The organism is Rhodopseudomonas faecalis, assembly GCF_003217325.1.
GTDB lineage: Bacteria > Pseudomonadota > Alphaproteobacteria > Rhizobiales > Xanthobacteraceae > Rhodopseudomonas > Rhodopseudomonas faecalis.
Genome location: NZ_QJTI01000001.1, coordinates 51,894 through 71,167, shown reverse-complemented (window position 1 = coordinate 71,167; position 19,274 = coordinate 51,894). Strand labels below are relative to the sequence as shown.

The window sequence follows — 19,274 nt, the reverse complement described above, 5'->3', positions numbered from 1 at the left end:
GCGGGCGCCGTGGAAAACCCGATAGCGTTAAAGTCCCGGTTCGGTGAGCATCTGGTCCATGGTGCGTGACGGTTCGGCACAGCCGGCCTCGCCCACCACCTTCGCCGGCACCCCGGCCACGGTGACGTTGTGCGGCACCTCTTTCACCACCACCGAGCCCGCCGCGATGCGCGCGCAATGACCAACTTCGATATTGCCGAGAATTTTCGCGCCGGCGCCGATCATCACGCCATGACGGATCTTTGGATGACGGTCCTCATGCTCCTTGCCGGTACCGCCGAGCGTGACGCCATGCAGGATCGATACGTCATCTTCGATCACCGCGGTCTCGCCGACCACGAGGCCCGTGGCGTGATCGAGGAAGATGCCGCGGCCGATCTTGGCCGCCGGATTGATATCGGTCTGGAACACCTCTGAGGAGCGGCTCTGCAGATAGTACGCGAAATCCTTGCGTCCCTTGTGGAACAGCCAATGCGCAAGCCGGTGGCTCTGCAGCGCGTGAAAACCCTTAAAGTATAGCAGTGCGTCAATGAAGCGCGCGGTCGCCGGATCGCGGTCATACACCGCCACCAGATCAGCGCGGAAGGCGTTGCCGAGATCGGGCTGATCGCGCAGCGCTTCTTCAAACGTCTGGCGGACCAGATCACCGGACAGCGCACCATGATCGAGCCGTTCAGACACGCGATGCACCACCGCGTCCTCCAGGCGCTCATGATGGAGCACCGAGGCATAAATGAAGGAAGCCAGTTCGGGCTCACGCCGCACAATGTCCTCCGCCTCGGAGCGCACCCGCTCCCAGATCGGATCGACAATGGAAAGTCTGGCATTTTGCGGCTGGACCAGGGGGATCGACATGCTGTTTCTCACGATTTCCCAGTGGGAATATTCGACTTTAGCACGGCATCGGACGCCTTGTCCTGCCTTGCTGTTGCCGCCAATCGCGTTCATTCAAGTTAAATGATTGACGACTAACAGTTTCTCTGCAACGAGCCCCCAGACAGGCTGAACCGTAGGCAGACGTAGCCCCGAACCGCCCTATTTCAAGCGGTATCGCTGGCATGATTGTGGACTGCGGCCTTGTCAGACCTTCGGAAATCGGCAGGATACCTCACGCATGAGTGATAGCACCGCCACCACCACCGCCCGCCTCCGCGTGGGATCGGTTGCAATTCCGTCCGTTGCCACCATTGCCATCCCATTGCTGCTGCTCGCACCGGCGCTGTGGAATGGATACCCTCTGCTGCAATATGACACCGGCGGCTATCTGGCGCGCTGGTACGAAGGCTATCTGGTGCCGAGCCGCTCCACGGTGTTCGGCCTGTATCTGCATTTCGGCGAGCCCTGGCAGTTCTGGACCAACCTGGCGATGCAGGCGGTAGCCACGCTGTGGGTGCTGTGGACCACGCTGCGCGTGTTCGGGGTCACCACCCATTTCCGCCGGCTGGCGATCGGGCTGACGCTGATTGCCACCACCGCGCTGCCCTGGCTGGCCAGCATGCTGCTGACCGACATCTTTGCCGGGCTGTCGGTGCTGACCCTGGTGCTGCTGGTCGCCTTCAGCGAGCGGACCTCGTGGCTGGAAAAACTGCTGCTGTTTGCCTTCACCGCGTTCGCGGCCGCCACCCATACCGGCACGTTCGGCGTGCTGCTCGGGCTGTGCCTCGCCGCGCTGCTGTTCAAGCCATTTCTGGGCGCCCGCCTGAGCTGGGCCGGCATTGCGCGCGGTTTTGCGGCCGTGGCGGTGTCGGCGGCGATGCTGCTGGCGGCCAATTTCGCCCTGTCCGGCAAGCTGGCCTGGACGCCTGGCGGGGCCGGCGTCACCTTTGGCCGCATGCTGCAGGATGGCATTGTCGCGCGTTACCTCAATGACCACTGCGACCAGGTCAAGCTGAAGCTCTGCCCCTATCGCAACGAGCTGCCGGCCACCGCCGACGACTTCCTGTGGGGCAACAGCATGTTCAACACCCTCGGCCGGTTCGAGGGCATGGACGACGAGATGCGCTTCATCGCTGTCAACGCGCTGAAAGCCTATCCGCTGTGGCAGGCCAAGGCCGCGCTGATCGCGACCTTGCAGCAGCTCACCCAGGTCGCGACCGGCGAAGGCACCAATGGCTGGCTGCCGCACACTTACGGCATCATTGAGCGCTATCTGCCGGATCAGGCGCGGGCGATGCGCAACGCCCGGCAGCAGCATTGGGACATCAACTTCGCCGCGGTGAACACCGTGCACGTGCCGGTGGCGCTCGGCTCGATGCTGCTATTGCTGACGATCCTCGGCCACGCCACTTGGCGGCGCCGGCTCGACGACGTCACGCTGCTGGCCGGCACCGTTGCGTTGGCGCTGCTCGGCAACGCCTTCATCTGCGGCGTGGTGTCCGGTCCGCACGACCGCTACGGCGCGCGCATGGTGTGGCTGTCGACCTTTGTGGTGCTGATCGTGGTCGCGCGCTGGTTTGCCGCGCGCGAACGTTTTCGGCCTCAGGGCCTGTTTGCCAGGAAGGCGAGCACGCCCTCCTTATAGACCCGGTCGCCAACCGCGCGCATGTGATCGCGGCGCGGAATATCGAGCACCTGCGACCCAGGAATCAGCTGCTGCAGCGCCGTGGCTGAACCGGCGATGTCGTCGGTGCTGCCGACTGCGATCAGCAGCGGCACGCGAATCTCGGCAACCTCCGCGGCACTCATCAATTGCCGCGAGCCACGCAGGCACGCGGCCAGCGCGGCCCGATCAGAGCGCGTCTGTTCGGCAAAGGCGCGAAAGGTGCGCCCGACCGGATCGGTGACATCGGCGAACGACGGCGCTTCCAGCGCCGCTGCGACGTTTTCTCCGGGCCCGCCGCCTTGCACCAGACCAATGCCCAAACCACCGAGAATCGCCGAGCGCAGCCGCGCCGGCTGGCGGCGCGCGACATAGGCGGTGATGCGCGCGCCCATCGAATAGCCCATCACGTCGGCGCGCTCGATCGCCAGATGATCGAGCAACGCCCCAAGATCGCCGGCCATCGTGCTGATCTGATACTCGTCCGGATCATACAACTTGCTGGACTGGCCATGGCCGCGATTGTCGAACGCGATCACGCGGCGGCCATGCTTCTTCAATTCGGACACCCAGGTCGGATAGACCCAGTTGACCTCCTTGTTGGAGGCAAAGCCATGCACCAGCACGATCGGCTCGCCCTCGCCTTCGTCAAGATAGGCAATTTCAACGCGGCCGTTGTGAAAGCTCGGCATTCAGTCCGTCCATCGAAGTGAGCGCGTGCCGCACGCGGCAAGACGCGCGGTTCTAGCCCGGCTGTCGCGCCGCCGCCAGCGCGCTGCAGGAAGGCGCGCCATGCACCAAGCCCTGCTAGCAGCGCCGCCGATCAGTGCAGGCTCGTACGTTCCCCAGCCCCAACGGGCCTCGATTCAACTATCTGTTGATGCTGTGCTGATCGGATGCCGCGGTGCGGCAACAGAACAGTCCAGCGGCAGAGTGTGCTCGGTGGAAATGTAATGTTGTTCGCAGCCCGGCCGCTGATGCAGGACTAACCTGCGCACTCAGCACAGTGTTGTGATAGACGGCGAAATCCGGCCACCACGACAGAAACGCAAATAACAGTTCCGGCGAACGCAATTCCGTTCCGTCACTGCGCCGTTTCACAAAACCTCATGTCTCACCGTGATTCGCGTCGTCTTTCGGACACATCTTCCCCGACGAAAGGAGGGCTTCTCCACGGGCATCGGATTGTGTCGAATTTCGCCCAGGCTACTGGCCGCCGGCCGCTCTAGGAATCAAGAACCCTGAACAGTATGGTGCTCGCGCCATGCTGTCTTCGTTCGTCGCGACCACAAGGTAGAGATCATGTCCGATCACGTCGTCCCTCACTTTCACAACGATGCCGGCGTGCCGATGATCGAAATTGGGTCCCGGGAGTTCATGTGCGTGGGGGCCAATCCGCCCTTCGATCATCCCCATGTCTTTCTTGATCTCGGTAACGACAGCGAGATCATCTGCCCCTATTGCTCGACGCTGTATCGCTACTCACCCGACCTTGCGCCCGGCGAAGCCCGGCCGCCCGAGTGTGTGCTGAAAGATAAAGTCGCCTAATCGTCGATGGGGGTTGAACGCACCATCGTTATCGCTGGTGCGGGGATCGGAGGATTGACCGCAGCATTGACGCTGGCCGGCAAGGGCTTTCGCGTTGTGCTGCTGGAAAAGGCGGAACGACTGGAAGAAGTCGGCGCCGGTCTGCAGATCTCCCCGAATGCTAGCCACATTCTCGCCAAGCTCGGCTTGCGCTCCGCACTCGATGCGGTCGCGCTGGCGCCGGAAGCGGTGTCGATGCTCAGCGCCCGCACCGGCGACACGCTGGCGCGGCTGAAATTTGGCGCAGAGGCGCAGCCGCGCGACGACTATCCTTATTGGGTGCTGCACCGTGCCGATCTGCAAGCGGCGCTGGCGGCGCAGGTCCGTGCCCATCCGGCGATCGAACTGCAACTCGGCCGCCGCTTCGATGAGGTGTCGTCATGTGATGACGGCGTCATCGTTGTCGATCGCGGCGGCTTCGACCGCTGCCAACACACCGCGCTGGCGCTGATCGGCGCCGATGGTATCTGGTCGGCGGTGCGCCAGCAGCTGTTTCCGCAGGCCCAGCCGCGCTTCAGCGGCCTGATCGCCTGGCGCAGCACGATCGACGCAGCGCGACTGCCGGCCGATCTGATCTCCAAGGATGTGCGGCTCTGGCTGGGCGAGAACGCCCATATCGTCGCCTACCCGATCTCGGGCGGCCGTCGGGTCAACATTGTTGCCATTGTCGCCGGCAGCTGGAACCGGCCCGGCTGGAGCGCGCCCGGCGATCCTTCGGAAATCATGGCGCAGTTCGCTGAACCGCTCTGGTCAGCCTCGGCCCGGCAGCTGATTGGCTGCGCTGATGGCTGGCGGCGCTGGGCGCTGTTCACGATGGCGGATGGCGGGGTGTGGAGCCAAGGCTCGGTGGCGCTGCTCGGCGATGCCTCCCACGGCATGCTGCCATTTGCAGCCCAGGGCGCGGGCATGGCGATCGAAGACGCCGCGGTTTTGGCGTCATGTCTTGACGGCGTCAGCAACGCTGACCATGCCGCGCAGGCGCTGCAGCGCTACGCCCGGCTGCGCCAGCCCCGGGTCGGCCGCGTGCAGGCCACGGCGCGGCGCAATGGCGCGATCTATCATCTGCACGGCCCGATGGCGCTGGCGCGCGATGTGGCGATGCGGCTGCTCGGCCAGCGGCTGATGGCGCGGCAACGCTGGATCTATGATTGGCGCAGCGAGGACTGACGGCCGCCGCTGAAGCTGAAGGCGGTCAATAAACCGCGCTGCCGGAGCGCAGCGGCGCGCGCGCGCCCATCGGCGGCGGCGCCGGCATCGCCTCGGCCGACGGCCGGTCGCATTTGTTGCGGGCCCAGACTTCGTCGGCCAGTTTTGATTGCGCCTGCACCGAAATGTAGCTGTTGCGGTAGGCCACTTCCGCGACCACCGCGCCGCCCGCCCCGGTCTCGGCCTTGGCGATCAGATCGTTGATCTGCTTGCGCTGGCTCGCCAGCGATTTGCGCTCGGTCTCGAGCTGCTGGCAGTCATAGAGGTCATAGCGCGCCGGATCGACAAACGCCGCCGACACCGCAGAATCGCCAAGCCCGGCACAGCCGCCAAGCGCCACGGAGAGCAGCAGCGCGCCGGCCAGAAAAGCCCGGTTCGGAACTTGGGAAAGATGCGGCCGTTCGGTCATGCTTGCTGCTCGTCGTCTGTTGCGGTCGGTTAGAGCTTCGGTTCTGACCGAAGCTCTAACTTTATGTTCTGACGCATTTTCTTGACGCGAAACGGCATCCACTTCGCTCGAAAACGCTCTATTGGCCACGGCCGAATGACCGCAATGAGGCCGGCTGGTGCGGGCGGCGGGACTCGAACCCGCACGATGAGGCCATCGAGGGATTTTAAGTCCCTTGCGTCTACCGATTCCGCCACGCCCGCGCCGGTCACAGGCCCGGCCGGCCGCCGCGCTGGCGCCCCCCGGTCCCGGTTCTCTCCATAATCGAGGCGGCCGCGCAAAGCAAAGCGCTCCGCACCGCCCCGCGAACGGATTGCGACGTGTGTTGCAGCGGCGCGCCGCACCTTGCACGATCCCCTCGCAGCAGCAGCGCAGCCCATCAGCGCATCATCAGCGCATCATCAGCGCGACGCGGCCGATCGCTTTGCGGTCGGTGATCAGCCGCATCGCCTCGGCAAAGCGCGCGAGCGGCAGCCGGTGCGAGACATGCGGCCGCAGTTGGCCCTGCGCTGCCAATTGATCAAGCGCCGCCTGCCTTGCGGCACCGAGCGCCGGATCGCGCCGCGCCGATTCCCCGGCACGCACGCCGAGCACGCTCGCGCCCTTGATCAGCACCAGATTGGTGCGCGCCACGCCGATGCCGCCGGTGAAACCGACCACCAACAGCCGCGCGCCAAAGGCGATGCAGCGCAGGCTTTGTTCAAACACCTCGCCGCCGACCGGATCGAACACCACGTCAACGCCGCGGCCATCGGTCAGCCGTTTCACGGCGTCGCGAAACGGTTCGCGATCATAGCGGATCAGATCATCGGCGCCGCGGCGGCGCGCCGCTTCGAGCTTGTCGTCGCTGGAGGCCGTGGCGATCACTTGGGCGCCGAGCACCTTGCCAAGCTCGACCGCCGCAAGACCAACGCCGCCGCCAGCGCCATGCACCAGCAGCCATTCGCCGGCCTCTAGCCGCGCCCGCTCCACCAGCGCGTGATAGGCGGTGCCGTGGCCGGCGAGATAGGTCGCGGCCTCGGCGGCATCGAACGTCGCGGGCCAGGGCGACAGGTTGCGCGCGTCAACCACCACCTCCTCGGCATAGCCGCCAAGGCGCATTTTGGCGATTACCCTGGCGCCAATGGCAAGCTTCGCCGCCGCTGGCTCAGCGATCTCGATCACCTCGCCCGCGACCTCGACGCCCGGCACGAATGGCAGCGGAGGTTTGAACTGATAGTCGCCGGCGCACATCAAAATGTCGGGGAAATTGATACCCGCGGCATGGACCGCGATCCGCACTTCGCCGGGCCGCAGATCAGGCCGCGGCAACTGTTCCAGCCGCAGCGTCTCCGGTGCGCCGAGCGCATGGCACACCACCGAAAGCGGCATCAGGCGGCGCTCGATGCGGCATGGGCGCGGCGCCGCGCCAGCACTTCGCGGATCAGCGGCAGCCGGTCATTGCCGAAATACATGTCGGTCTTATCGACAAAGATGGTCGGCGAACCAAAGCCGCCACGCGCGATCACGTCATCGGTGTTGGCTTTGAGCTGATCCTTGATCGATTGTTCGGCGATGCCGGCCAACAACGCCTGCGGGTCGACGCCGACCCGCGCACAAATCTCGGCCAGCACCGCATCCTGGGAAATGTCGCGGTCATCGCCCCAGTAACTCGCAAAAGCCGCGGTCGCAAATGGCACCATCACAGCGCGCTGCTCACGCAGCAACCACAGACAGCCGCGCATCGCCTTGACGCTGTTCACCGGAAACACCGAGGGCGGCATCTTGATGGCGAGCCCGGCCGAGCGCGCCCAGTCGCCAAGGTCTTTCAGCATATAGATCGCCTTGGCCGGCACTGGCGTTTTGCGCATTTCATAGACGCTGGGATTGATGGTGTTGAAGATGCCGCCGACCAGGATCGGCCGCCACTCAATCTCCTCGTCAAACTCTTTGGCGAGCGGCTGGATGTTGTGGAACGCAAGATACGTCCAGGGGCTGGAAATATCGAAGAAGAATTCGATCATCGGCGGTTCCTCCTGATTTGTTGTTGTTCGCGCCGCGCGACAGCGCGCTTGCCGATCATTGCTGCTGCTGCGCCTGCGCGTCGGCATAGGCAGGCTGGTCGACGCCGAACATGATCTTGCGGGCCTGCTCGTCCATCGGCCTGCGCTCCTCCTTGCCGAGCGCCAGCCCGGCCTGCAATTGCGGCCGGGCCCGCAGCAGCGCGTACCAGCGTTTCAGGTTCGGGAAATCATCGAGCGTCAGGCCCTGCGCCTTGTGCGTCATGATCCAGGGAAAGCACGCCATGTCGGCGATCGAGTAGTCGCCGGCGATGTGGTCGCGACCTTCCAGGTGGCCGTCGAGCACGCGGTAGAGCCGCCGCGCCTCGCGGCCATAGCGATCGATCGCGTAAGGTATCTGTTCGGGCGCGTACAGCAAGAAATGACCGTTCTGGCCGAGCATCGGACCAAGCCCACCCATCTGCCACATCAGCCATTGCAGCACGTCGAGCCGGGCGCGCGGCTCGGCCGGCAGAAAGCGTCCGGTTTTTTCCGCCAGATAAATCAGGATCGCGCCGCTTTCGAACACCGGCAGCGGCGGCCCGCCATCGGCCGGCGCCTGATCGACGATCACCGGCATGCGGCCATTCGGATTGAGCTTGAGATAGTCCGGCTGGTGCTGGTCGCCGCGCCCCAGCTCGACCGGGATCACGCGGTATGGCAGCCCGCATTCCTCCAGCATGATCGAAATCTTCCAGCCATTTGGCGTCGGCGCGTAATAAAGATCGATCATGCCGCTCCCCTGACCATCCCTCTTGGTGGATTTCGTCAATCCTAGACCGCGCCCGCGCGCCTTGTCACCTCACGCCCGGCTGACGCCTATCGATCAGCCCCGGCGCTGGGATGCAGCACCGGGCGATAGCCGGCCGCTAGCGCGCGCAGCGTCGCTGGCGGCGTCAACAATTGCAGCTCGGCGGCGTCGATCGGTGATGCAGGCCGATAGCCATCCGAATGCCATTGCAGCGCCCGGCCCTGCACGATCACAAAGCTGGTGCCGCTGGTGGGGGCCAACACCATGGCGCCGTCCGGCAATGCCGGAAGCGCGGCCGGCAGCGGATGGCGGCGCGGCGCGCCGTCCTGCAGCCGCTGCTGATGCAGCACGGCATCGATCTCTTTGGCGCTGGCGCGCGGCTGGCGTTCATGGGGCGAATGATGCGCGCGCGCCCAGGCCGCTGCGAATGCGGTTGCGGCCGGACGCCGGCAATAGAAACAGGGCCGATGGCCGGCGGCCATCGCGGTCGCCTCGTCCAGAAAGAACAGCTCGGTCCAGCTGCGGGTCGCCATCACATCGCGGCGCCGGCCTTGAAACTCGCAAACGCAGATGATCCAGGCCTTGCTGCTCCAGCGCCGCGCCAGCAGCGTTTTTGTCTCAGGATCATGGATGATGCCGCGATTGCCGGTGAACAGGCCGCGCAGCGGCAGCGCCACGATCTCACCGGTCGGCAGCACGCGGTTTTGCAGCGGCATCGGCGCTCCTCCCGTGATGGCGGGCGCAAGGCCAGGCAACCAGGACTCCCGCGCCGTGCGCGCGCCGAAACGACGACGCTAGCCGGCGCCGTCCTTCATCGGCGGCTGGAACGACAACCCGAGATCCCACGGAAAATAGATCCAGGTGTCCTGCGAGACTTCGGTGATGAAGGTATCGACCAGCGGCCGGCCGAGCGGCTTGGCATAGACGGTGGCGAAATGCGCCGCCGGCATCATGTCGCGCACCACGCGCGCGGTGGCGCCGGTGTCGACCAGATCATCGACGATCAGCACGCCCTCGCCGGTGCCAGCGCCGAGCGCGACGATGTCGGCGGAGATCGGTTTTAGCAACTGCAACGCTTCCTGCTTGTCGTGATCATAGGAGGCAATGCACACGGTATCGATCACGCGGATGCCGAGTTCGCGCGCCACGATCGCCGCCGGCACCAATCCGCCGCGGGTGATCGCGATCACCGCCTTGAACGGCCCGACCTCGTTCAACCGCCAAGTCAGCGCCCGGCAGTCGCGGTGAAACTGGTCCCACGACACCGGAAACGGCCGCCCTGTCCGATCCTGCTTGCTGAGATCGCTTGCCGTCATGTGTTTGCTCCCCGATCGCGCTTTGGCTGGCAGCGACGCGGCGCCGCGTCGCTCGCCAGCAAGGCATACGGCATTTGCCGCACCAACCTCAATGCGGTGTGTGCAGCTTGGTCAGCATGTCCTTGACCGCCGCGACCGCGACCCGCAGCTGCTCGGGGTCGCGCGAACGCACCACCAGGTTGGTGTTGGGCTTGCGGTCCTCGTCCAGGAACGGATAGCTGCCGATGATCGCCTCGGGATGAGCCTCGGCCAGTGCGCGCAGCGGCCCGCCGATATCGCCCTCGCGCGCATTGGCGCGAATGGTCTCGGACAGCATGCGCGCGCCCGATTTCAGCTTGGGCGACACGATGTCCATCATCGCCTGCATGATCGACGGCACCCCGGCCAGCACGATGACATTGCCGATCTTGAAGCCGGGCGCCAGGATGGTCGCGCTCTGGATCAGCTCGGCGCCGTCCGGAATCCGGGTCATGCGCAGCCGCGCTTCGTTGAGTTCGGCCTCGGTAAAGCGCTCGCGGAAGCGCGCCACCACCTCGGGATGGTGATCGATGCCGACCCCGAACGCCTTGGCGACCGCGTCGGCGGTGACGTCGTCATGGGTCGGACCGATGCCGCCGGTGGTGAACACATAATGGTAGCGCGCGCGCAGCGCGTCGAGCGCCTCGATGATCACCGCCTCGTCATCGGCGACCACCCGCACCTCGCGCAGATCAATGCCGATATTGGTCAGGTATTCGGCGATGAAGCCGATGTTCTGATCCTTGGTGCGGCCCGACAAGATCTCGTCGCCGATCACCAGAACGCCAGCCGTAACGATTTCGGTCATGGGGCCTCCAGCACAACTATTTCTGCTGCCTCGCTTAGCACGGCCCACCATCATTCCACGAGGCCCTGCCATTAATTTGTGCAGGGTTCGGTCGCTTTTCTGAGCATGAGCAGGCGTTCCGCGGCGAAATGCGCAGTCCGGAGGCATATTGCCGCTGGCCCGCCACTTGCTAAGCTGAACTCGGGGACTTTTCCTCGCACCATCGCGAGACAAGCGACGAGCATGGCAGTTGCGTTCGACGAAATGAATGGCGGTAACGGCGATATTCGCCAAGCCTATCAGGAGCTATCCCGTTGGCTAAGCGAAACGCCGCCTGACGCTTTGGAATACCGGCGACACGAGGCAGAGCTGCTGTTTCGCCGAATCGGCATCACTTTCGCGGTTTATGGCGACGCCGCCGCCCAGGAACGGCTGATCCCATTCGACGTGATCCCGCGCATCCTGTCCGGCAAGGAATGGGCGCGGCTCGAGACCGGATTGAAGCAGCGCGTGCGCGCGCTCAATCTGTTTCTGCGCGACATCTACCATGAGCGCGACATCCTGCGCGCCGGCCGCATTCCGGAAGATTTGATCTTCCAGAATCCGGTGTTCCGCCCGGAGATGAATCAGCTCGACGTGCCGCACAACGTCTATGTGCACATTGCCGGCATCGACGTGGTGCGGATCGACGCCGACGATTTTTACGTGCTGGAAGACAATGCGCGCACGCCGTCTGGCGTGTCCTACATGCTGGAAAACCGCGAGATCATGATGCGGCTGTTTCCAGACCTGTTCGCGCGCCACCGCATCGCGCCGGTCGAAGACTATCCGGACGCGCTGTTATCGGCGCTGCGCTCGGTGGCGCCGCATTCCGCCACCACCGAGCCGACCGTGGCGCTGCTGACGCCCGGCATCTACAACTCCGCCTATTTCGAGCACAGTTTTCTCGCCGACAAGCTTGGCGTCGAATTGGTCGAGGGGCGCGACCTCGTAGTGCGCAATGACGAAGTGTTCATGCGTACCACCGAGGGTCTGAAGCGGGTCGACGTCATCTATCGCCGCGTCGATGACGATTTTATCGATCCGCTCACCTTCCGACCGGATTCGGCGCTCGGCGTGCCGGGGCTGATGTCGGCCTATATGGCCGGCAAGGTCACGCTCGCCAATGCGGTCGGCACCGGCATCGCCGATGACAAGGCGGTGTACAGCTACATGCCGGACATCGTGCGCTTCTATCTCGACGAAGAACCGATCCTGAAGAACGTGCCGACCTGGCGCTGCCGCGAGCCCGCCGACCTTGCTTATGTGCTCGACCATCTCGACGAACTGGTGGTCAAGGAAGTGCACGGTTCGGGCGGCTACGGCATGTTGATCGGCCCGGCCTCCAGCAAAGCCACCATCGAAGCGTTCCGCGACAAGCTGAAGCGCGAGCCCGATGGTTTCATCGCCCAGCCGACGCTGGCGCTCTCGACCTGCCCGACCTGCACCGCCAGCGGGCTGGCGCCGCGCCATGTCGATCTGCGGCCGTTCGTACTCAGCGGCAGGGACGACATCACCGTGGTGCCCGGTGGTCTGACCCGGGTCGCACTGCAAGAAGGTTCGCTGGTGGTCAATTCCAGCCAGGGCGGCGGCACCAAGGACACATGGATTCTCGATGATTAGTCAGGCCCCCGGCCCCCGCTATCGGTCACGCGCCGCAGCGCCGGCTTGCGGCTCCCGCCACCTCGGCCGCGGCGTGCGGCTTTGGGCTCCGCTCTCCCGCGCCGCGCGGGAAAGGAACGACCATGCTGTCCCGCACTGCTGAAAACCTGTTCTGGCTGGCGCGCTATGTCGAGCGCGCCGAATATGTCGCCCGCTCGATCGAAGCCACGCAGCGGCTGACCTCATTGCCGAGCACCTATATCGGCCATACCAATGAGTGGGAAAGCGCGCTGCTCACGGTCGGCGTGTCCTCGAGTTTCCACCAACATTACGACGAAGCCAATGAGCGCAACGTCGTCGAATATCTGTCGTTCTCGGAAGACAATCCGTCGTCGATCCGCAACTGCATCCAGAACGCCCGGCTCAACGCCCGCGCGGTGCGCACCGCGCTGACCGGCGAGATGTGGGACGCCATCAACGGCGCCTGGATCGAGTTGCGCGAATCCTGGAGTTCCGGCGCGGTCAGCCGCGAAGACATCTCAAGGTTCCTGCGTTTCGTGCAGGAAACCTCGCTGCGCTTTGATGGCTGCGCCTATCGCACCATGCTGCGCAACGACGCCTATTGGTTCTCGCGGCTCGGCCTGCATCTGGAACGCGCCGACAACACCGCGCGCATTCTCGACGTGAAATATCATTTGCTGCTGCCGGACCAGGAACATATCGGCGGGCCACTCGATTACTATCAGTGGTCGTCGATCCTGCGTTCGGTGTCGGCGCTCACCGCCTATCACTGGGTCTATCGTCAGACCCTGCAACCCTGGCTGATCGCCGATCTGCTGATCCTGAACGACTCGCTGCCGCGCTCACTGGCCTCGTGCTACGAGAATTTGGTCACCAATCTCGACCAGATCGGCGTCGCCTATGGCCGGCACGGCGCGGCACAGCGCCATGCGCGCGGCATTCGCAACAGGCTGGAACAGAGTCAAATTGAAGACATTTTCCAGCGTGGCGTGCACGAATTCATCCAGGAGTTTATTGCAGATAACGCCCGGCTTGGCGAAATCATCGCCCGACAATACCTGACCTGACCGATCTCACGCCGCCGGACCCTTGATAAGATGCGCTTACGTATCGCTCACTCGACCACTTATCGCTACGAGCCGCCGGCTTCGGGGGTGATCCAGGTGCTGCGGATGTCGCCGAGCAGCCACGACGGCCAATATGTCGTGCGCTGGCAGATCGAAACCTCGAGCGATACCAAGCTCGACAGCCATATCGATGCGTTCGGCAACCTGACCCATGTGCTCAGCCATGGGCCGATCGCCGATCTCGCCATTCATGTCGAGGGGCTGATCGAGACCTCGGACACTGGCGGCGTGCTCAAGGGAACCGATGAGCGGTTCCCGCCCAGCCTGTTTTTGCGCTCGACCGCGCTCACCGAGGCGAGCCCGGCCATGACCCGGCTGGCACAGGAACTGCGCGGCGATTTCGGCGACGACGTGCTCGGTTTCCTGCACGCGCTGATGAAGAAGATCAATGAGATCGTCACCTTCGACACCGACCCGACCCATAGCGGCACGTCGGCTGCCGAGGCCTTTGCCCTGAAACGCGGCGTCTGTCAGGATTACGCCCATATTTTCATCGCCTGCGCGCGCCGGGGCGGCGTGCCGGCGCGCTATGTCGCCGGTCATTTCCTGCGTGCCGACGGCATCGTCCATCAGGAAGCCGGCCATGCCTGGGCCGAGGCCTATATCCCGAGCCTCGGCTGGGTCGGGTTCGATCCGGCCAATGCGATCTGCACCACCGAGGCCCATGCCCGGTTTGCGGTCGGCCTCGATTATCTCGGCGCGGCCCCGGTGCGCGGCACCCGTTTTGGCGGCGGCACTGAAACACTGGCGGTCGAGGTCAAGGTCGAGCCGGTCGGTCGGCCGAATCACACCCGGGTCCTGAGGTGATTGGCCGCTCTCTTCGCGAAGTGATTGTTGCCGTCCGCGCCGCAGCTGTGTAGCAACGCGCCGCAGATCGGGGGATTTTCGATGACCTATTGTTGCGGATTGCTGGTGCGCGAAGGGCTGGTGATGATTGCCGACACCCGGACCAATGCCGGGCTCGACAACGTCTCGACGTTCCGCAAGCTGCACGTATTCAGCAAGCCGGGCGAGCGGATCTTGGCGGTGGCCGCCGCCGGCAATCTCGCGATCAGCCAATCGGTGCTCAGCACGCTGAATGAAGGCCTGCCCGACTCCCCCGAGGGCGAGCCGGAAACGCTGATGAACGCCCCCAGCATGTTCAAGGCCGCGCAGCGCATCGGCCGCGCCATCCGCCATATCAACGCCACCGAAGGCCCGGCCCTGCGCGCCGAGGACATTTTGGCCGAGGTGTCGTTTCTGTTCGGCGGCCAGATCAAGGGCGAGAAGATGCGGCTGTTCATGGTCTATCCGGCCGGCAACTTCATCGAATGCACCATCGATACGCCGTACTTGCAAATCGGCGAGCACAAATACGGCAAGCCGGTGCTGGACCGCGCCATGCACTACGATATCGAGCTCTATGAGGCGCTCAAGACCGGGCTGATCTCGATGGACTCGACCATGCGCTCCAATCTCGGCGTCGGCCTGCCGCTCGACGTGCTGGTGGTGCGTGATGGCGTGTGCGATGCCGATCTGCATCACCGCGTCGAAGCCGGCGAGCCCTATTTCCACGATCTGCGCTCACGCTGGTCGGCGGCGCTGCGCGCCGCGCACAAAAACATCCCGCTGCCGCCCTACAAAACCCAGTCGCAGAGCTGATTGCCGCAGCGACGATTTGCGGTGGCCATCGCGAGCTGAGAGCTGCTAGGTTCTGGGTCGCGCCACAATGCCGATCCGCGTGTGGCCTGCCGTTCCCGGAGCAGCCTTGCAGGCCGCCGGGCGCTTAGTTCCTGTCCCCGAAATCACCGACCATGACCGACACTCCCGCAAATTCCACTCCGCCGCAATCTTCCGCCACCTGGCGCGCCATGACCGAAGGCGACCTCGGCGCCGTGGCCAGCATCGCCGCGCGCGTACATGTCGCATACCCTGAGGATGACGCGGTGTTTGCCGAACGGCTGACGCTCTATCCCGACGGCTGCTTCATCCTCGACAGCCAGTCCGGACCGCTCGGCTACATGATCAGCCACCCCTGGCATCTTGGGCAGCCGCCCGCACTCAACATCATGCTCGGCACCCTGCCCGCGCCGGCCTCGACCTATTATCTGCACGATCTGGCACTGCTGCCGCAGGCGCGCGGCCTGGGGGCCGGCCCCCGCATCGTCACCAGGCTGGTGCAGCACGCGAGCGCGCAGCAGCATCGCAACCTCTCGCTGGTGGCGGTCAACAACTCGTCCTCGTTCTGGCGGCGCCAGGGTTTTAGCCCATTGCAGGATCAGGCGTTGGCCGACAAACTGGCAAGCTATGACGCCGAAGCCTGCTACATGCTGCGCGAGCTGAACGCAGCCTGAGCGGCGCGCGCGAGCTAGCGATCAAGAGCATGACGGCCAACACCAACAAAATCGCGATCGTCACCGGCGCCGGCTCGGGCATCGGCCGCGCCTGCGCGCTGGCGCTGATCAAGGTCGGCTTCATCGTGGTGCTGACCGGGCGCCGCATCGAAACGCTCAACGACACCGCAGAGGCCGCCAGCGCCGCCGGCGGCCGCACGCTGGTGGTGCCGGCCGATATGACCGATCCGGCCTCGATCGCCGCGCTGTTCGAGCGCACGGTCGCGACCTTTGGCCGGCTCGATCTGCTGTTCAACAATGCCGGGATCGGCGCGCCGCCGCTACCGTTCGAGGATGTGTCGCTGGCGCAGTGGCAGGCGGTGGTTGATACCAATCTGACCGCGCCGTTTCTGTGCAGCCAGCATGCGTTCCGCATCATGAAGCAGCAGAGCCCGCGCGGCGGCCGCATCATCAACAACGGCTCGATCTCGGCGCACGCGCCGCGGCCGTTCTCGGCGGCCTACACCGCGACTAAACACGCCATCACCGGCCTGACCAAAGCCACCGCGCTCGATGGCCGCGCCTATGATATCGCCTGCGGCCAGATCGACATCGGCAATGCCGCCACCGAGATGACCGAACGGATGGCAGCCGGCATTTTGCAGCCGTCGGGCGACACGCTGATTGAGCCACGGATGGATGTCAGCAATGTCGCCGAAGCGCTGGTCTATATGGCAACCCGGCCGCTCGACGCCAACGTGCTGTTCATGACGGTGATGGCCAGCCAGATGCCGTTTGTCGGGCGCGGCTGAGCACACGCCTCGCCGTGCTTAGGCAACTAGCCGGCTTCGCAGCGCTCATGCACCCGGCCGATCCCGACCATTGGCTTCAAGCCGAAAAGCCTGCGCTCGAACGGCTGCAGTGACGCGGCCTGTGCGGTCTCACCTTCAGGCAGCTCGCTCACGATCGACGGCGCGTCGGTGACCGCAAGCATGGGATCGGTCAGTTGTTGCTGCTCGGGCGCGGCCTCGCCCAGGCCGGAGCGCGCCAGCATGTATTTGACGCGCTCGATCTCAATCACATCGCCGATCATTCAACTCGCTCCTGTTTCTGCCGCTTCGTCTTGCGCGAGATCGGGCGTGGTCATGCGATCATTCGCTCGTGCTGCATGGCCGCGGTGGCACGCTGCAACGCCGCGGCGAGCGGTTTTCCCGTCACCGGCTTGCTGACGAAATCATTCATGCCCGCGGCCAGACAGGTGAGACGGTCCTGGGCGCTGGCATTGGCGGTCAGCGCCACGATGTAGATATCGCGCAGCGGCGGCGGCAGCCGGCGGATGGCGCGGGTCGCGGCCAGCCCGTCCATATCCGGCATCATGATGTCCATCAGCACCAGATCGTAATGGTGGTTCTGAACGGCTTCGAGCGCATGCACGCCATTGTCGACCAGATCAGCCTCGTGGCCGAGGCTTTCCAAAAGTTTGCGGATCACGAACTGATTGGTGACGTTGTCTTCGGCGACCAGCACCCGCAGCGGCGGTGTGATCGCGGCCGCCTCGGGCTGCGCCTCATCGACATAGGCGGCGGCGGGCTGATCGCCGCGTGCCGCGATATCCTCTTCGATGATTGGCTCGATCGGCACCGAGAACTGGAACGTGCTGCCCTGGCCGACCGTGCTCTGCACCGAGATCTCGCCGCCCATGCACGTTACCAGCCGCTTGCAGATCGCAAGGCCAAGGCCGGTGCCGCCAAAGCGCCGCGAAATCGAGCTATCGGCCTGCGAGAATTCGCGAAACAGCAGGCCGAATGCCTCCCGGGGAATACCGACGCCGGTATCGATCACCTTGAACACCAGTCTCGCTGGCGCAAGGCCGGCGGGCGCGGCTTCGACCATGACCTTCACCGAGCCGGTTTCGGTGAATTTGATGGCGTTGCCGACCAGATTGAACAGCACCTGGCGAATCCGGGCCTGATCGCCGCGGATAAGCTCGGGCACGCTCGGCCCGAAGCTCGCGGTCAGCGTCAGGCCCTTTTCATGAGCGCGCGGCGACAGCAGGTCGATGGTGGCCTGTACCGAGCGATGCAGGTTGAATTCGACGCGCTCGATTTCCAGCCGGTGCGCGTCGAGCTTTGAGAAATCCAGCACGTCGTTGAGCAGTTGCAGCAGATAGTCGGCGGACTCGCGCAGCGTGATCGCGATCTTCTTCTGCTCGGGCGGCAGGTTGGCGGTCACCAGCAGGTCGGCTAGTCCGATCACGCCATTCATCGGCGTACGGATTTCGTGGCTCATCATCGCCAAAAATTCCGAGCGCGCCCGGGTGCCACGCTCGGCGGCATCGCGGGATTTGGCGAGCCCCGTCTGGTAGCGGATGATCAGCGCCGACACCACAACAATCACCAAAGTCAGCAGCGCGCCGACCATCAGGTTCTTGTCGCGGTCGCTGCGATAGGTGGCGAACACTTCGTCAATGGCCTGGCCGACGGTGACAACCAGCGGATAATCGGCGACTTGGCGGAACGAATAGACGCGCTCAATGCCGTCGAACGCACTCGGCGCGGTGAACGTTCCGCTGCGGCGCTGCGCCGCCAGTTCCGACATCAGCCGGCCATTGCGGATCGATGTCCCGATCACCGCCGTACCCGAGGCGCCGCGGGCGCGAACGATGCCGTCCAGCCCGACCACAGTGACCGCGCCTTTTTTGCCGATCTCGACCGAGCCATAGAACCGCGCCAGATAATCCGGATCGAGCGACACCACCACCACGCCGCCGAACGAGCCGTCCTGCAGGATGATGCGGCGCGTCAGCTGGATCGACCATTTGTTGGAGACGCGACCGAACACAGGCTTGCTGATGAACAGGAAGTCGTCGGTGCCATCGGCATGGACCCGGAAATGTTCGCGATCATGCAGATCGACGCCCTTGAGATTGGGATCGATATTGCTGGCCAGCATGATGCCGTCCTTGCCGATCACCACCACCTGGAATGAGAAGTCCGAGAGAAACTGGCTGTTCTTCGACCACAGTGACATGTCGAAGCGGTCGGGGTTCTTGGAATAGGAGTCGCGGACATAGAGCAGGGTCTGGTCGGCCGCCTTGATCGAGCGGATGATCTGCTCCTCGAACACCCGGGCAAGATTGTTGTTGTCCTTCAGCACCGCGCGCTCGGTGCGGGCGCGCTCGACCGAAATGCTGTACAGAATGCCGGCCCACACCGTGCCGATCACCGAGGCCGCCACCAGCAGGCTGGCATAAGGTCGCAGCAGCCGCACCAATAGCGCAGGACCGCCCTTCAGACGACGGAATAGGTTGGCGACAAAATCCCTGACAACAGCCATCTGTGTGCCCGACGCGTGAGCTCAAGGCTATAGAACAGACCAATAACTGGTGCGTGAATGATCCCTACGGAAACACCCGATTTCATTCACCACCGATTAACCCAGGGCCCGCCGCCGGCCGCCCTCCCCACTACGACACCACAGCA

20 protein-coding genes and 1 tRNA gene are annotated in these 19,274 nt (G+C 64.4%); 9 read left to right on the top strand and 12 right to left on the bottom strand.

Annotated features, from left to right (window positions below; all coding sequences use genetic code 11):
* Positions 1-27: 27 nt before the first annotated feature.
* Entirely contained in the window at positions 28-855 is an 828-nt protein-coding gene (cysE, locus tag BJ122_RS00335; RefSeq protein WP_110779219.1) for a serine O-acetyltransferase, read from the bottom strand.
* A gap of 259 nt (positions 856-1,114) precedes the next feature.
* On the opposite strand from cysE, the gene BJ122_RS00330 reads away from it, so the two are divergent.
* Positions 1,115-2,521, top strand: coding sequence for a hypothetical protein (locus BJ122_RS00330; protein WP_110779218.1), 1,407 nt, complete (start codon positions 1,115-1,117; stop codon positions 2,519-2,521).
* On the opposite strand, the gene BJ122_RS00325 is transcribed toward BJ122_RS00330, so the two are convergent.
* Entirely contained in the window at positions 2,479-3,231 is a 753-nt protein-coding gene (locus tag BJ122_RS00325; RefSeq protein WP_110779217.1) for an alpha/beta fold hydrolase, read from the bottom strand. The two genes, BJ122_RS00330 and BJ122_RS00325, sit on opposite strands and share 43 nt — an antisense overlap.
* 610 nt (positions 3,232-3,841) lie before the next feature.
* On the opposite strand from BJ122_RS00325, the gene BJ122_RS00320 reads away from it, so the two are divergent.
* Positions 3,842-4,087 (top strand): zinc-finger domain-containing protein, encoded by a 246-nt coding sequence (locus tag BJ122_RS00320; protein ID WP_103012887.1) that lies wholly within the window; start codon positions 3,842-3,844, stop codon positions 4,085-4,087.
* A gap of 6 nt (positions 4,088-4,093) precedes the next feature.
* On the top strand, positions 4,094-5,293 hold the full coding sequence (locus BJ122_RS00315; RefSeq protein WP_110779216.1) for an FAD-dependent monooxygenase: 1,200 nt from the start codon (positions 4,094-4,096) through the stop codon (positions 5,291-5,293).
* Positions 5,294-5,318: 25 nt separating this feature from the next.
* Here BJ122_RS00315 and BJ122_RS00310 read toward each other — a convergent pair whose 3' ends face one another.
* The 8 genes from BJ122_RS00310 to BJ122_RS00275 all read right to left on the bottom strand — a co-directional run bounded on the left by BJ122_RS00310 (position 5,319) and on the right by BJ122_RS00275 (position 10,712).
* The gene (locus BJ122_RS00310) at positions 5,319-5,741 is read right to left on the bottom strand and encodes a twin-arginine translocation pathway signal (protein ID WP_110779215.1); all 423 of its coding nucleotides are present in this window, start codon (positions 5,739-5,741) and stop codon (positions 5,319-5,321) included.
* Positions 5,742-5,896: 155 nt separating this feature from the next.
* Positions 5,897-5,983 (bottom strand) — tRNA-Leu (locus BJ122_RS00305).
* A 187-nt stretch (positions 5,984-6,170) separates the two neighbouring features.
* Positions 6,171-7,151 (bottom strand): NADPH:quinone oxidoreductase family protein, encoded by a 981-nt coding sequence (locus BJ122_RS00300; protein ID WP_110779214.1) that lies wholly within the window; start codon positions 7,149-7,151, stop codon positions 6,171-6,173.
* Positions 7,151-7,783 (bottom strand): 2-hydroxychromene-2-carboxylate isomerase, encoded by a 633-nt coding sequence (locus BJ122_RS00295; RefSeq protein WP_110779213.1) that lies wholly within the window; start codon positions 7,781-7,783, stop codon positions 7,151-7,153. Before BJ122_RS00295 ends, BJ122_RS00300 begins: the two co-directional genes overlap by 1 nt.
* Before the next feature lie 55 nt (positions 7,784-7,838).
* The gene (locus BJ122_RS00290) at positions 7,839-8,552 is read right to left on the bottom strand and encodes a glutathione S-transferase N-terminal domain-containing protein (protein WP_110779212.1); all 714 of its coding nucleotides are present in this window, start codon (positions 8,550-8,552) and stop codon (positions 7,839-7,841) included.
* An 86-nt stretch (positions 8,553-8,638) separates the two neighbouring features.
* Positions 8,639-9,286 (bottom strand): hypothetical protein, encoded by a 648-nt coding sequence (locus BJ122_RS00285; protein ID WP_110779211.1) that lies wholly within the window; start codon positions 9,284-9,286, stop codon positions 8,639-8,641.
* Positions 9,287-9,364: 78 nt separating this feature from the next.
* Positions 9,365-9,886: a xanthine phosphoribosyltransferase gene (gene gpt, locus BJ122_RS00280; protein WP_110779210.1), complete on the bottom strand. Its 522-nt coding sequence runs from the start codon at positions 9,884-9,886 to the stop codon at positions 9,365-9,367.
* 88 nt (positions 9,887-9,974) lie between these two features.
* A complete protein-coding gene (locus BJ122_RS00275) occupies positions 9,975-10,712 on the bottom strand; it encodes a competence/damage-inducible protein A (RefSeq protein ID WP_110779209.1) in 738 nt (245 codons plus the stop codon).
* Positions 10,713-10,934: 222 nt separating this feature from the next.
* Here BJ122_RS00275 and BJ122_RS00270 point away from each other — a divergent pair, with 222 nt between their 5' ends.
* From BJ122_RS00270 to BJ122_RS00245, 6 genes are all read left to right on the top strand, one after another.
* Positions 10,935-12,353, top strand: a complete 1,419-nt coding sequence (locus BJ122_RS00270; protein WP_110779208.1) for a circularly permuted type 2 ATP-grasp protein — start codon at positions 10,935-10,937, stop codon at positions 12,351-12,353.
* Positions 12,354-12,475: 122 nt separating this feature from the next.
* Positions 12,476-13,420: an alpha-E domain-containing protein gene (locus BJ122_RS00265; RefSeq protein WP_103012877.1), complete on the top strand. Its 945-nt coding sequence runs from the start codon at positions 12,476-12,478 to the stop codon at positions 13,418-13,420.
* 30 nt (positions 13,421-13,450) lie between these two features.
* Complete coding sequence (locus BJ122_RS00260; RefSeq protein WP_110779207.1) at positions 13,451-14,287, top strand: transglutaminase family protein; 837 nt, start codon at positions 13,451-13,453, stop codon at positions 14,285-14,287.
* 81 nt (positions 14,288-14,368) lie between these two features.
* Complete coding sequence (locus BJ122_RS00255) at positions 14,369-15,121, top strand: proteasome-type protease (protein WP_110779425.1); 753 nt, start codon at positions 14,369-14,371, stop codon at positions 15,119-15,121.
* A gap of 152 nt (positions 15,122-15,273) precedes the next feature.
* On the top strand, positions 15,274-15,813 hold the full coding sequence (locus BJ122_RS00250; RefSeq protein WP_245407546.1) for a GNAT family N-acetyltransferase: 540 nt from the start codon (positions 15,274-15,276) through the stop codon (positions 15,811-15,813).
* Positions 15,814-15,842: 29 nt separating this feature from the next.
* The gene (locus BJ122_RS00245; RefSeq protein WP_110779205.1) at positions 15,843-16,604 is read left to right on the top strand and encodes an SDR family oxidoreductase; all 762 of its coding nucleotides are present in this window, start codon (positions 15,843-15,845) and stop codon (positions 16,602-16,604) included.
* A 26-nt stretch (positions 16,605-16,630) separates the two neighbouring features.
* Here the strand turns inward: BJ122_RS00245 and BJ122_RS00240 are convergent, their stop codons facing one another.
* Together BJ122_RS00240 and BJ122_RS00235 are read right to left on the bottom strand one after the other, a co-directional pair.
* Positions 16,631-16,885, bottom strand: a complete 255-nt coding sequence (locus BJ122_RS00240) for a hypothetical protein (RefSeq protein ID WP_110779204.1) — start codon at positions 16,883-16,885, stop codon at positions 16,631-16,633.
* 50 nt (positions 16,886-16,935) lie between these two features.
* Positions 16,936-19,128 (bottom strand): hybrid sensor histidine kinase/response regulator, encoded by a 2,193-nt coding sequence (locus tag BJ122_RS00235; protein ID WP_110779203.1) that lies wholly within the window; start codon positions 19,126-19,128, stop codon positions 16,936-16,938.
* Positions 19,129-19,274 lie beyond the last annotated feature (146 nt).

Excerpts from the sequence above, each read along its gene's own strand:
- BJ122_RS00320 (WP_103012887.1), top strand. The coding sequence starts at position 3,842 with ATGTCCGATCACGTCGTCCCTCACTTTCACAACGATGCCGGCGTGCCG.
- cysE (WP_110779219.1), bottom strand. The coding sequence starts at position 855 with ATGTCGATCCCCCTGGTCCAGCCGCAAAATGCCAGACTTTCCATTGTC.
- gpt (WP_110779210.1), bottom strand. The coding sequence starts at position 9,886 with ATGACGGCAAGCGATCTCAGCAAGCAGGATCGGACAGGGCGGCCGTTT.
- BJ122_RS00265 (WP_103012877.1), top strand. The coding sequence starts at position 12,476 with ATGCTGTCCCGCACTGCTGAAAACCTGTTCTGGCTGGCGCGCTATGTC.
- BJ122_RS00255 (WP_110779425.1), top strand. The coding sequence starts at position 14,369 with ATGACCTATTGTTGCGGATTGCTGGTGCGCGAAGGGCTGGTGATGATT.
- BJ122_RS00330 (WP_110779218.1), top strand. The coding sequence starts at position 1,115 with ATGAGTGATAGCACCGCCACCACCACCGCCCGCCTCCGCGTGGGATCG.
- BJ122_RS00300 (WP_110779214.1), bottom strand. The coding sequence starts at position 7,151 with ATGCCGCTTTCGGTGGTGTGCCATGCGCTCGGCGCACCGGAGACGCTG.
- BJ122_RS00235 (WP_110779203.1), bottom strand. The coding sequence starts at position 19,128 with ATGGCTGTTGTCAGGGATTTTGTCGCCAACCTATTCCGTCGTCTGAAG.
- BJ122_RS00270 (WP_110779208.1), top strand. The coding sequence starts at position 10,935 with ATGGCAGTTGCGTTCGACGAAATGAATGGCGGTAACGGCGATATTCGC.
- BJ122_RS00285 (WP_110779211.1), bottom strand. The coding sequence starts at position 9,286 with ATGCCGCTGCAAAACCGCGTGCTGCCGACCGGTGAGATCGTGGCGCTG.
- BJ122_RS00250 (WP_245407546.1), top strand. The coding sequence starts at position 15,274 with ATGACCGACACTCCCGCAAATTCCACTCCGCCGCAATCTTCCGCCACC.
- BJ122_RS00290 (WP_110779212.1), bottom strand. The coding sequence starts at position 8,552 with ATGATCGATCTTTATTACGCGCCGACGCCAAATGGCTGGAAGATTTCG.
- BJ122_RS00310 (WP_110779215.1), bottom strand. The coding sequence starts at position 5,741 with ATGACCGAACGGCCGCATCTTTCCCAAGTTCCGAACCGGGCTTTTCTG.
- BJ122_RS00275 (WP_110779209.1), bottom strand. The coding sequence starts at position 10,712 with ATGACCGAAATCGTTACGGCTGGCGTTCTGGTGATCGGCGACGAGATC.
- BJ122_RS00260 (WP_110779207.1), top strand. The coding sequence starts at position 13,451 with ATGCGCTTACGTATCGCTCACTCGACCACTTATCGCTACGAGCCGCCG.
- BJ122_RS00325 (WP_110779217.1), bottom strand. The coding sequence starts at position 3,231 with ATGCCGAGCTTTCACAACGGCCGCGTTGAAATTGCCTATCTTGACGAA.
- BJ122_RS00315 (WP_110779216.1), top strand. The coding sequence starts at position 4,094 with ATGGGGGTTGAACGCACCATCGTTATCGCTGGTGCGGGGATCGGAGGA.
- BJ122_RS00245 (WP_110779205.1), top strand. The coding sequence starts at position 15,843 with ATGACGGCCAACACCAACAAAATCGCGATCGTCACCGGCGCCGGCTCG.
- BJ122_RS00240 (WP_110779204.1), bottom strand. The coding sequence starts at position 16,885 with ATGATCGGCGATGTGATTGAGATCGAGCGCGTCAAATACATGCTGGCG.
- BJ122_RS00295 (WP_110779213.1), bottom strand. The coding sequence starts at position 7,783 with ATGATCGAATTCTTCTTCGATATTTCCAGCCCCTGGACGTATCTTGCG.